The 11997-nt window shown below is 67.4% G+C and carries 12 protein-coding genes; 7 read left to right on the top strand and 5 right to left on the bottom strand.

Features of this window, described 5'->3' with window-relative positions; genetic code table 11:
• Positions 1–56: 56 nt before the first annotated feature.
• The 3 genes from ABZX86_RS01195 to ABZX86_RS01185 are packed head-to-tail and all read left to right on the top strand — an operon-like array spanning position 57 to position 1374.
• Positions 57–476 carry a hypothetical protein gene (locus ABZX86_RS01195; RefSeq protein WP_355118819.1) on the top strand — a complete coding sequence of 140 codons (420 nt, stop codon included), beginning with the start codon at positions 57–59 and terminating at the stop codon, positions 474–476.
• Entirely contained in the window at positions 473–895 is a 423-nt protein-coding gene (locus ABZX86_RS01190; RefSeq protein ID WP_355118817.1) for an EVE domain-containing protein, read from the top strand. Before ABZX86_RS01195 ends, ABZX86_RS01190 begins: the two co-directional genes overlap by 4 nt.
• Positions 892–1374 (top strand): MarR family winged helix-turn-helix transcriptional regulator, encoded by a 483-nt coding sequence (locus ABZX86_RS01185; RefSeq protein ID WP_355118815.1) that lies wholly within the window; start codon positions 892–894, stop codon positions 1372–1374. Before ABZX86_RS01190 ends, ABZX86_RS01185 begins: the two co-directional genes overlap by 4 nt.
• 34 nt (positions 1375–1408) lie before the next feature.
• Here ABZX86_RS01185 and ABZX86_RS01180 read toward each other — a convergent pair whose 3' ends face one another.
• Positions 1409–2662 (bottom strand): low temperature requirement protein A, encoded by a 1254-nt coding sequence (locus ABZX86_RS01180; protein WP_355118813.1) that lies wholly within the window; start codon positions 2660–2662, stop codon positions 1409–1411.
• A 105-nt stretch (positions 2663–2767) separates the two neighbouring features.
• On the opposite strand from ABZX86_RS01180, the gene ABZX86_RS01175 reads away from it, so the two are divergent.
• From ABZX86_RS01175 to ABZX86_RS01165, 3 genes are all read left to right on the top strand, one after another.
• Positions 2768–4918, top strand: coding sequence for an ATP-dependent DNA helicase UvrD2 (locus tag ABZX86_RS01175; RefSeq protein WP_355119782.1), 2151 nt, complete (start codon positions 2768–2770; stop codon positions 4916–4918).
• A gap of 162 nt (positions 4919–5080) precedes the next feature.
• Positions 5081–5488: a hypothetical protein gene (locus tag ABZX86_RS01170; RefSeq protein ID WP_355118812.1), complete on the top strand. Its 408-nt coding sequence runs from the start codon at positions 5081–5083 to the stop codon at positions 5486–5488.
• 177 nt (positions 5489–5665) lie between these two features.
• Positions 5666–5953, top strand: coding sequence for a WhiB family transcriptional regulator (locus tag ABZX86_RS01165; RefSeq protein WP_297612622.1), 288 nt, complete (start codon positions 5666–5668; stop codon positions 5951–5953).
• A gap of 134 nt (positions 5954–6087) precedes the next feature.
• Here the strand turns inward: ABZX86_RS01165 and ABZX86_RS01160 are convergent, their stop codons facing one another.
• The 3 genes from ABZX86_RS01160 to ABZX86_RS01150 all read right to left on the bottom strand — a co-directional run bounded on the left by ABZX86_RS01160 (position 6088) and on the right by ABZX86_RS01150 (position 10143).
• Positions 6088–7473, bottom strand: a complete 1386-nt coding sequence (locus ABZX86_RS01160; protein ID WP_355119780.1) for an AarF/UbiB family protein — start codon at positions 7471–7473, stop codon at positions 6088–6090.
• 44 nt (positions 7474–7517) lie between these two features.
• Entirely contained in the window at positions 7518–8450 is a 933-nt protein-coding gene (locus ABZX86_RS01155; protein WP_355118810.1) for a TOMM precursor leader peptide-binding protein, read from the bottom strand.
• 259 nt (positions 8451–8709) lie between these two features.
• Entirely contained in the window at positions 8710–10143 is a 1434-nt protein-coding gene (locus ABZX86_RS01150) for a zinc-dependent metalloprotease (protein WP_355118808.1), read from the bottom strand.
• A gap of 85 nt (positions 10144–10228) precedes the next feature.
• Here ABZX86_RS01150 and ABZX86_RS01145 point away from each other — a divergent pair, with 85 nt between their 5' ends.
• Positions 10229–11254, top strand: coding sequence for a PDZ domain-containing protein (locus ABZX86_RS01145; RefSeq protein WP_355118806.1), 1026 nt, complete (start codon positions 10229–10231; stop codon positions 11252–11254).
• A gap of 109 nt (positions 11255–11363) precedes the next feature.
• Here ABZX86_RS01145 and ABZX86_RS01140 read toward each other — a convergent pair whose 3' ends face one another.
• Positions 11364–11966, bottom strand: coding sequence for a PPA1309 family protein (locus tag ABZX86_RS01140; protein ID WP_327141752.1), 603 nt, complete (start codon positions 11964–11966; stop codon positions 11364–11366).
• Positions 11967–11997: the final 31 nt, after the last annotated feature.

Raw genomic sequence — 11997 nt, 5'->3', positions numbered from 1 at the left:
GAACGTGAGCGCTACCGGGGGTTGACATGGATTTAGTATGCGCGCATACTAAATCCATGAACACGATCGCAACTGCCACCGCCACTTCAACCGCCGCCCCCGCCGCCTTCTTCGAGAAGTGGGGCGATATGGCCACCTGGTCCGAATGGAACCAGGACACCGAATGGGTGCGGCTCGACGGCCCGTTCGTCCAAGGCGCCACCGGCACCCTCAAGCCCAAGGGCGGACCCAAGGTTCCGTTCATCGTCGAGAAGCTCACCGATACCGAATTCGTCGATGTCTCCAAGCTCATCGGCGGCCGCCTCACCTTCGCCCACAAGGTCACCACCGGCGAGCGCACCACCGTTTCGGTCACCGTCAGCATCGACGGCCCGCTGCGCTGGTTCTGGACCAAGATCATGGGCGCCGATCTCGCCAAATCCGCTCAGCCCGACCTGAACGCGCTGGTCGTCGCCGCCGAGGCGGTGCGGGCATGAGTAAGTACTGGCTCGCCGTCGTCTCCCGCGATCACGTGCGGCGCGGTGTGGAACTCGGTATCGCACAGGTCAATCACGGCAAACGCGCCCCGGTGGAACGAATGCAGCCCGGGGACGGATTCGTCTACTACTCACCCCGGACCGGTATGCGCGAGGGCGAGCCGATCAAGGCCTTCACCGCCCTCGGCGTCATCGACGACCAGCCCGTCTGGCAGGCCGAAGATCAGGGCGGTTGCTTCCGCCCCTGGCGGCGGGCGGTCAACTACGACAAGGCCGCCGCCGAGGTGCCCATCGACCGGCTCCGCGGCGAACTCGACCTGACCGGCACCCCCAACTGGGGGATCGTGCTGCGGCGCGGCCTGGTCGAACTGACCGCCCACGATTTCGCCGCCATCTCCCGCGCTATGGTCGGCGAGTGACGGCGCCCGGTGAGAACAGTGAACCCGAGCAGTTGCTGCGCTCCGATTTCGGCGCCGAGGAAAGTCCGGGCTTCTTGCTCTGGCAGGTGACCAACCGCTGGCAGGCCGCCCAGCGGGCGGCACTGGACCCCTTCGATCTGACGCACGTCCAGTTCGTGCTGCTGGCCGCACTGACCTGGCTCACCGGCCATGCCGGCGGTGAGCCGGTCATGCAGCGCGATCTGGCCGCGCAGGCCGCGACCGACCCCATGATGACCTCGCAGGTGCTGCGCGTCCTGGAGAACAAGGGCCTGATCGAACGCCGCGACCATCCGCACGACCGCCGCGCCAAATCCCTGGTGCCGACGGAAACCGGTGTGGCCCTGGTGAATCGGGCGATCGTCGCGGTCGAATCCTGCGACCGCGACTTCTTCGCACCCCTGGGGAAGACCACCCCCGACTTCACCGTCGCTCTGCGCCGGCTCCGCGACCGCGGCTGAGTATCAGGACGGAATCGCAAGGGGCGGTGCGTCTTCAGGCCGCAGCCGGGCCGGATTCACCGCGCGACGGGCGATGCGGACGGTCGGGACCGGTCCCCGTCCGCCACTTCCCGTCGGTGTAGGTCTGCCACAGCAGTGACCAGACGACCAGCGCCAGCACGCCGTACACCAGTCCGATCGGCCCGATGTGCACCGCGAAAATTCCCAGCACCACCGCGATCAGCGCACAGGGGAGTGGATAGCCCAGGATGGAGTGCCAATCGGCGCCACTGCGCAGTCCGCTCACACCCGTAATGACGAAATATGCTGCGCCGCCACCGCACAGCACCCACCCGATGCCCGTCGTCACGTGGCTGCCCGCATGCGCGATGGTCATGCCCAGACCCGCTGCGATCGTGGCGATCGCACCGGTGACCCCGCAGTGCGTTGCCATTATGTGCTGCCACGGGACGTTTCCGGTCGTATCCGCACCACTCATCAAGCGGGGAATCGCGCCGAACATGAGGGTCAGCGCCCACAACCCCGCGAGAATCGTGAACGACCCGAAACCCAGCACGAGCACCCGTGCCGTCCAGGCCTCCGAGCCGACGGCGTCGATCACCGCGATGACGCCCTCGCCCAGCACGATGATCACGTACAGCCCGAGCCGTTCCCCGAAATGCTCCGGATCGGCATGCACCGCTTTGATTTTCGGTACCTCGATACCGTCGAAGCGGTGGGACCTGCTCAGCCGCCAATCGAGCTTCTGCTGCGCCTCGGCCAGCATGCGCTCTCCGCTGACGGCGAACATCAGGTACAGGTCGATCGTGAGCCCCGCCGCCCACCACCAGTATTTCCCCGGTTCGCCCACCCACAGCGAGACGATCCACGGCAGTACCCCGAGGGTCAGCTGCGCGACCGGCCAGTCGACCACGATCCGCCCGCGCCCCCAGATCTGCGCCGTGAACACCCGCAGCACCACATACACCGCCGCGAACGTGGTCGAATGCCGATCCGGCACCCCCGACACCGCCGCCGCCATCAGGCCGAGCCCCAGCATGGCCGCGAGCATCAACCCCTGATGCGTGTGATCACGAGCGACATCGCTGTACAGCGTGATGCAGGCCCACGCTGTCCAAAACGCCAGGTACAGAATCAAATACAGCGCCAGCTCGCCGAGCGAGGGCCCACGATGCAGCAGATGCGTGAGCTCACTGATCCCCGCTACCGCGACCAGATCGAAGAACAATTCCATCCAGGTCGCATGCCGATCATGCGTCGTGCCCTCAGCGGGTGCGTTATTCGCCACGCGGGCACGCTAACCCGAGATGCCCCCGCTCGCCCGTAGGCCGCGCGCCGAGATCAGGCTGTCGGAGGGCGACGGGCGGGCGGGCTGTCGGAGGGCACTGTCATGATGGTGCGCGTGACTGCCGCCTCAGCCCAGCAGGCCAAACTCCGGCTCGACGAACTCGATGCCGAGCAGGCGGCCGCGGTGCGCGCACCGCGCGGGCCGGTATGCGTGCTGGCGGGAGCGGGTACGGGCAAGACCCGGACCATCACCCATCGCATCGCGCATCTGGTGTCCGCCGGGCATGTGCGCGCCGATCAGGTGCTGGCGGTGACCTTCACAGCCCGGGCCGCGGGGGAGCTGCGCAATCGGCTGCGGGCGCTCGGGCTGGGCGGTGAGGCCGGGCAGGTGCAGGCCCGCACCTTCCACGCGGCGGCGCTGCGGCAGCTGCGCTACTTCTGGCCGCAGGTGGTCGGCGATGTGCCGTGGAAGCTGCTCGACCGCAAGTTCCCGGTGGTGGCCCAGGCCGCGGGCCGGGCCGGGCTGGGCACCGATACCGAAACCCTGCGCGATCTGACCGGTGAAATCGAATGGGCCAAGGGCTCACTCATCGCACCGGAGGATTACGCCGCCGCGGTCGCGCGGCTGCAACGCGACGCCCCCTTCGAGGCGTCGAAGGTCGCGGCCGTCTACGCCGGCTACGAATCGGCCAAGGCCACCTCGGACGGCATCCTGCTGGACTTCGACGATCTGCTGCTGCACACCGCCGCCGCGCTCGAGGATTACGCCTCGGTCGCCGAGGAGTTCCGCGGCCGCTACCGCAGCTTCGTCGTCGACGAATATCAGGACGTCACACCGCTGCAGCAGCGTGTGCTCGACGCCTGGCTCGGCGAGCGCGACGATCTGACCGTGGTCGGCGACGCCAACCAGACCATCTACTCCTTCACCGGCGCCAGCCCCGCCTTCCTGCTGGACTTCTCCCGCCGCTTCCCCGATGCCACCGTCATCCGCCTGGAACGCGACTACCGCTCCACCCCGCAGGTCGTCTCGCTGGCCAATCGGGTGATCGGCGCCGCGCGGGGTCGTATTGCCGGAACCCGGCTGCAATTGATCGGCCAGCGGCCCGAGGGCCCCGAACCGGGCTTCGCCGAATACGACGATGAGCCCGCCGAGGCCGCCGCCGCCGCGAAAGCCATTGCCGCCCTGCTGGAGAAGGGCACCCCGGCTTCCGAGATCGCGATTCTCTACCGCATCAATGCCCAGTCCGAGGCGTACGAGCAGGCGCTCACCGAGGCGGGCATTCCGTATCAGGTGCGCGGCGGTGAAGGCTTCTTCAATCGCCCCGATGTGCGGCAGGCCGTCCAGGAGCTGCGCAAGGCCGGCGCCCGCGACGATCTGCCCGATGCCCGCGGCGCGGAGCTCGTCACCCTCGTGCGTGCCGTCCTGGCCCGCCTCGGCCTCACCAATGAGGAACCCGTCGGTGTCCAGGCCCGCGAACGCTGGTCCGCGCTGGTGGCGCTGGTGGCGCTCACCGAGGAGCTGGCCGGCCACGAACCCGAACTGGATCTGCCCGCCCTGCTGCGCGAGCTCGCCGCCCGCGCCGAGGCCCGCCACCCACCGACCGTGCAGGGCGTCACCCTGGCCTCGCTGCACGCCGCCAAGGGGCTGGAGTGGGACGCCGTCTTCCTGGTCGGCCTCGCCGACGGCACCCTGCCGATCCAGCACGTACTCGGTTCGGACGGAACGGTTTCCGATGAGGCCGCGCTCGAAGAGGAGCGCCGCCTGCTCTACGTCGGTGTCACCCGTGCCCGCGTACATCTCCAATTGTCCTGGGCGCTGGCACGTTCGGAGGGCGGTCGCAAGGTCCGTCGCCGCTCCCGCTTCCTCAACGGCCTGGTCCCCGATGATTCACCGGCCTCCCGCATCGCCCAGCACACCACCGATCGCCGGGGCCCCAAGCGCGTGCACCCGACCTGCCGGGTCTGCGGCCGTCCGCTGCTCAATACCCAGGCGACCATGCTCGGCCGCTGCTCCCGCTGCCCCGCGGATATCGACCCGGAACTCCTCACCGCCCTCAAGGATTGGCGCAAGGAGAAGGCCGACGAGCTCTCGCTGCCGCACTTCGTCGTCTTCAGCGATACAACCCTCACCGCCATCGCCGAACAGCGCCCCGCCGACGACGGCGCCCTGGTCTCCATCCCCGGCATCGGCGCCAAGAAGCTGCAGACCTACGGCGCGGACGTCCTGGCCATCATTCGAGCCCGCAACAACAGCTGAGTACTGCGGCTTTGCGCCCAGCCGTGCCCGCTGCCACCAGGCAGCGGGCACGAGAGTCCGCGAGAGGCGCGCAAGCCCGCAAAACTGCTGGTCAAAAATAAGTTGTGTGCATCCGTATATGTACCTAATGTGGTTCGCATGCACCCGGGAGGACATCCCCGCGTGCATGCGACATCTATCGGCTACGAGCGCAGGACGGGAGGCAACAAGAACATGAACGGCATCGTGAACATCACCGCTACCGGTAGCACCGGCTATTTGGTGACGACTCCCGTCGTCTCCGTCCTGTCGGCCTCCCGGGGGATCCTCGCTATGCAGGGGATTCGTCTGTCCGGCCGTAATGGCGATCTTGGTCTTCAGGGTTTTGCAACCGAAACCCAAGCGGCACAGACGATCGTCATGAAGCAGGACAAGCCCAGCGGTGGCTGGCACCCGGTAGTCGCAGCAGCGGCTCCCGGCACGCACGCGGTCGAATCGGGAATCAACCCGGCCGATCTGCGGGCAGCCCGCCTCCGCGATATCCACCCAGCGACCGTGATCAGGAGTCGACACCGAAGTCGACTCGGGTAGGGGACCACTCCCCGGACCTTCTGGCCACGGATCGCCTCAGAGCGAAACCGTGGCCATAGTTTTATCGGCACCAGCCACGGCACCGGTTTCGCGAAATACAACGCAACGTCTTCCACAAGACGACCGCTGCACGAGCTGAAGGAGAACGACGTGTCCACCACGGTTATCCGTGACCGCGTGACATGCCGCAACAACGTGGCCTCGACCCCCCGTATCCGCCGGGGCGTCACCATGACCCTGCCTTGTCGAGACGGTAATCCCGATCTCTGGTTCGCCGAGAACCCCGCCCAGCTGGAAGAGGCGAAGGTGCTCTGCGCCAGCTGCCCGATCCGGCAGGGCTGCCTGTCCGCCGCCATCGATCGCGCCGAGCCCTGGGGAGTGTGGGGCGGCGAGATCTTCGACCAGGGTGCGGTCATTGCCCGCAAGCGCCCGCGTGGTCGCCCGCGCAAGGTCGCGGTGGCATGACAGGCCTGACGGCCGGGGGTGAAAAAGAACGCATACGACCCGCTTACTTCTTTGTAAGCGGGTCGTTTTGCGTCTGGGGAGCACGCGGCATCTAGGTGCGGGTGCAGCTGGAAGCCGCTGTGCGGCGCGGTATTTCAGCTTGCGGTGCGGTATTCCTTGTAGCCGGGGACCCAATCCTGCATGAGCTTCATGAAGGGCAGTTCGGCATCGAGCTGGGCGCAGATGCCGATGGACCCGCCGAGCACCCGGAAGATCATCACGTACTCGGCCGGAAGTTGCAGGGCGCGAGCGGTTTTCATCATGTCTTGATTGGTGAGATCGGTGGCCTTGCCGGCCACGCGCTGCATCCACTTGCGGGTGAAGTGGAAGGTCTCGGTCTTGATGGGGTCGGTGAAGGGGCGCAGGTAATCCTGGATCTCCTGATGGCTCACCGTCTTTCCCGGAATGACCCAGCCATTGGTGGTCATCAGCTCGGTCAGTTCGTCGAAGCGCTCCTCGACGGCCAGCGCCACCATCTGACCCAGAATGGGCGGGAAACCATTGGGCAGCGGTGCGCAGGCGCCGTAGTCGATGACGGCGAGGCGGCCGTCCGGCATCACCATGAAATTGCCGGGGTGCGGATCGGCATGCAGCAGCCCCGCGATCGCCGGTGAGGAGAAATGGAATTCACCCATCAGTGCGGCGACGCTATTGCGCTGCTCCAGCGTGCCCGCCGGATCCTCCATACCGTGCGAGATGACCTTGGAGACCGGGGTGGCATTCTCGAGCCACTCGGTGACGATCACCTTGGGGGCGCTGGCCACCACCTTCGGCACCAGGAAGCGCGGATGGCCCTCGAAGGCCTTGGCGAACTGGCGCTGATGCCCGCCCTCGATGCGATAGTCGAGTTCTTCCTCGGTGCGCTCGCTGATTTCGGCCAGGATCGGCTTCACATCGGCGCCGGGAATGATCGCGCCCATCATGCCGGCCATGCGATTGAGCGTCTTGAGGTCGGCGCGCAGGGCCTCGTCGGCGCCCGGGTACTGCACCTTCACCGCCACAATGCGGCCGTCGGACCATTCGGCCTTGTGCACCTGTCCGATACTGGCCGAGGCGGTGGGATTGTCGTCGAATTCCCGGAAGCGTTGCCGCCAGCCGGTTCCGAGCTGCTGGTCGAGTTGTCGGTGGACGGCGGCGGTCGGCATGGGCGGGGCCGCTGACTGCAACTTGGTGAGGGCTTCGCGGTAATGCTCGCCGAACTCTTCGGGCACGGCCGCTTCGAACACGGACAGCGCCTGCCCGAATTTCATCGCCCCACCCTTGAGCTCACCCAGGACCGCGAACAGTTGTTCGGCGGCCTTCTGGTTGAGTTCCGCATTGATTTCCTGCTTATCGCCCCCGGCCAGTTTGCGGCCGAATCCCACGGCTGCCCGCCCTGCGATGCCGAGTGGAATCTTCGCCAACTTGGCATTGCGGGAAGAGCGCTTGCTCACAATCTCTGACACGCTCCCATCATGCCGATGTCCCAGACGGTTCGCCATGGGAATCAGCTGTAATCGCGGGTCCAGGGCGTGAGTGGGATCCGTCACAGCAACTCCTCCCGGCTATTGCCCGGCGCCACGGGATCAGCGTCGGCGGAGGGTATTTCGGTTGCGAGAGGTGTACCGGCAGCTTCCTGGCCATCGTCGGCGGCATCGGTGCAACCGCAGTGCGGATGTACCGACCAGGGCCGGAACTCGAGGTGGTGTGAGTCCAGATCCACTTCCAGCGTCGAGTTCAGGGTGGCGGGCGCCTGATCGTCGCGGCCGTACGCAATGGTCTCGACCTCGCCGAGGGCCAAGGCCGCCGTAGCCGCGATGCCGGCGGGGGAGAGGTGACCCACGCGGCCCAGCAGCTGGGCACACAGGTGCGGCCAGTCCGGATCATGATCACAGCGGTGCAGATCGGCGCAGCGCAGGCAGCTGGTGGCGCCGGGCAGCACCAGCGGGCCGATCACACCGCGCCCGTCCCGAATGCGCACCTGCAGATGCGGAATGCGGCGTCGCATGAGCTCGGCGACCAGCGCCGGATCGGGCACCAGCGCATCGGCGAGCACCACCAGATCGGGATGCGCGGCGCGCTGTGTGGCGGCCACGGTGCGCTGCGTGGCGGCGTGGCCGGGAGCGGAATGACTGGGCCGCAAGCCGATTCGCCGCAGACCGTCGATCAGCGCGTCCGACAGTGGCCCGCGGCCGTGCACCCGCACAGTGCGCAAGCGCGAGCCGGTGCCCTCCCGGGCCAACAGCCCGGCGGTGGCCATCTCGTCCAGCAGGGTCCGGGTGGTCCCGGCGTCGAACCCCAATTCCCCGGCGTGCGAAAGGATCTCGGACCGGGTGCGCACCCCGTCCAGCAGCCGCAGCAGCGCGGGCACGGCCTCCGCGGGGCCCGGCGGCCGCAGCACCACGGCACGCCCGGGATCCCAGCCCAGCTGCACCAGCCCATTACACCGCCGCAGCACCGCGATTCGCGGATGCAGCATCGGCCCGTGTGTACGTGGCAGCGTCGTCATAACAGCAGTCTGCGCGCCCCCGAAAACGAAACAACCCGTGAAAACGCTTAACCACCAGCGCTTTCACGGGTTATCCACAAGTCGCTTAACCGGGATTGCACACGCGGTGCGCACAGTGCGTGATCACGTCGCCCGTCATCCCGGCACGCTCTTGGCCGGGACCACGCCGGCAGTACTTGAACGGCCTCAGTGGATTCCGGTCACAAGCACGCCGGAATGACGAAGGTGCTCAGGAGGCGGGTTTGTCGCCCTCGTCCTCATCCGGCTTATCGCCCGATTCGGCCCGATCGCTGTCGGCCTTGTCCATCGACTCCTTGGCCGCGCGCTCGCGCGCCTCGGTCTCGGCCAGCTGCGCCATCGGATCGTCGAAAGCCGTTGTCCCGCCGCCCAGCACGGTATCGATGAACCCGGCCGGCGCGTCCAGATCGGAGGAGTCCGGCAGCAGATCCGGATGCGCCCAGATCCCGTCGCGCTTCTCGACCCCGGCATCGGTGGTCAGTCGCCGCCACAGCGTGGCCGCCTCGCGCACCTTGCGCGGCCGCAATTCCAGCCCGACCAGGGTCGCGAAGGTCTGCTCCGCCGGTCCACCGGTCGCCCGTCGGCGGCGCAGCGTTTCGGCGAGCGCGCCCGCACCGGGCAGCCGATCGCCGACCGCATCGGTCACCACGGTCTCCACCCAGCCCTCGATGAGCGCGAGCAGGGTCTCCAGGCGATCGAGCGCGGCCTGCTGTTCGGGCGTGGTCTGCGGTTCGAAGGTGCCCTGCGCCAGCAGCTCCTCCAGCTTCGACGGATCCTGTGCCAGCGTCATGGGATCGAGCCCCGCCGCGGCCTGCTCGATGGCCGAGAAGTCCATCTTGATACCGCGTGCGTAGTCCTCGACCGCGCCCAGCACCTGCTGCCGCAACCACGGCACATGGGCGAACAGCCGCTGATGCGCGGCCTCGCGCGCGGCGAGATAGACCAGGATCTCGCTCTCCGGCTGCTCCAGCCCGGCGCTGAATTCGGCGATGGCCGTGGGCAACAGCGCCGCGGTGCCCGCGGGACCGAGCGGCAGGCCGATATCTGTGGAGGTCAGCACCTCCTTGGCGAGCTGGCCCAGGGCCGAGCCCAGCTGCGAACCGAAGGCGAGCCCGCCCATCTGGCCGAGCATGCCCATCATGGGCGCCGCGAATTCCTTGGCCTCCTCGGGCAGGGTCGCGGTCCACATGCCGGAAACCTGTTCGGCCACCGGATCGCAGAGCCGCTTCCAGGTGGGCAGCGTCTCCTCGATCCAGTCGTTGGCGGTCCAGGCGACGGTCTTGGTGGCGCCCGCGGGCAGCGTGGTCACCGGATCGAGCCACAGTTCGGCGAGGTGCGCGGCATCGGTGACGGCGCGCTGGGCGCCGTCGGTGACGGGCGTGACGCTCGAACCGAGCTGCTGCCGGGCCAGGCGCTTGGCGAGGTCGTAATTGACCGGACCCGATTGGCCGCCCGGCTGACTCATGCTGGTGAACATCTGACCCAGCTGACTCAGCATCTGCCCCAGTTGCGAGGGATCGAATCCGCCGCCGCCCGGACCACCGAATCCGAACGGGTTGTTCGCACCAGAACCGCTGGACTCGTCACCGGGCTTGCGCTCCGGGTCGTCGTCACGATTCGAGAATCCGAACGGAATGTCACTCATACCTACTACGGTACTGGAGCCGCGGATGGGGCGAACCGCAGAGCGGAGCGCGGCATTCGAGTGCATCACCAGTACCCTTGGCCGCGTGAACCGTCGGATATTCACCCTGCTCGCTGCCTTGATCCCGATTCTGGCGCTCGGGATCGCAGGCAGCGTTGTCACCGTCCCGTTTGTGGCGCTCGGACCTGGTCCGACCTTCAATACGCTGGGCGAGGTGAATGGAAAAGAGGTGGTAGAGGTGCGTGGCGCACCCCTGGACCCGACCACCGGCAATCTGAATATGACGACGGTCTCCGTTCGCGACCAGCTGAATATCTTCGAGGCGTTCGGCCTCTGGGTGGATGGTCAGCACGGTCTGGTTCCGCGTGCCGAGGTGTATCCGCCCGGGGTGTCGCGTGACGAGATAGACAAAAGCAATCAGCAGGACTTCAAGGACTCCGAAGACAATGCCGAATTGGCCGCATTGCATTTCTTGAAGATGCCGACGGTGGTGCGTTTGCGCGCGGTCACCGAGGACGGTCCGGCCAAGGATGTCCTGCGCAAGGGTGATGAATTGGTGAGTGTCGCCGGTAAGCCGATCGCGAACTCCCAGGATGTGGTGTCGGCGGTATCGGGCGCCAAGCCCGGCAGTGCGATTCCGGTGGTGTTCCGCCGCGACGGGGCCGAGCAGACCGCCGAGATCACCCTCGGTGCGCGTCCGGACGATTCCAGCAAGGGCTACCTCGGCATCACGCCGGGCGAGTACGCCGCCGGCACGCTCGAAGCCGACTTCAACCTCGCCGAGATCGGCGGTCCGTCCGCGGGACTCATGTTCACCCTCGCCCTCATCGACAAGCTCACGCCCGGCGAGTTGAGCGGCGGCAAGTTCATCGCGGGCACCGGCACCATCGACCCCGACGGCAAGGTCGGCCCGATCGGCGGCATCCAGTACAAGATGATCGCCGCCCGCGAGGCCGGCGCGCAGACCTTCCTGGTCCCCGCCGCCAACTGCGGTGAGGCCGCCCAGCGCACCCCCGACGGCCTGCGCCTGGTCAAGGTCGAAAACCTCGCCGCCGCAGTGCAATCCCTGGACGACCTCAATGCCGGCAAGGACGTCCCCAGCTGCAGCTAGACGTCCGGGCCGCAGCGAGATACAGCTGCGGCCGGACACAGCCGTCCGGAAACAAGAGTCGCGCCCGCTGCCTGATGGCAGCGGGCGCGATGTCGTTCCGCGTGTGCCGTCAGTCGTCCGGCTCGTTGTCGAGCGTCTGCCGCACGGCCTCGACCAGGTTCGGCGCGAGGTTCGGCGCGGTGCGCAACTCGAGGTCGCCGAACGGGTCTTCCTCGTGTTCGGCGGGCCGCACCTGCAGCAGCGACAGCGAGGTGCCGTCGCGGAGCACGCCGACGAACAGGCGCGCGTCGCGACGCTCCGGGTGTGTCACCGCGGCCTGGCGCCCGGCCGAGTCGGCGGCGTCGGGATCGGCGAGCAACGGCGCGATGGCATCGTCGAGGGTCTGCTCGGCATCCGGCGGCAGCACCACGATCTGCTGCACCAGAACACAGCCTTCGACGGCCGACGGCCAGCTGGTGGTGGCGAGAAATTCGTCGAGCGCGCGCGGATGGTCACCGTTGATGTCCTCCGGGAACGGCTCCTGCGCAATGGGAGTCAGGGCGTCCTCGGAGTCGACCTGATCCAGTAGCGAAGGTTCGGCGGCTACCAGGTCGACGGTCGGTACCAGCGCGAACATCTGCGGCGGACGGTCCCAGCCTTCGCCGTCGGCGTACTCGGCGACTTCACGGATGCACCGGTACAGGGCGGATGCGGCCCACTGCTCAGGGTTCACTAGACAATCCTCGCATCGGCTTCCGAGAGTC

The sequence above is a fragment of the Nocardia sp. NPDC006630 genome (assembly GCF_040611495.1).
Classification (GTDB): domain Bacteria; phylum Actinomycetota; class Actinomycetes; order Mycobacteriales; family Mycobacteriaceae; genus Nocardia.
Note: the sequence above shows the minus strand (reverse complement) of the source record. Positions and strands in the feature narration are given on the sequence as shown.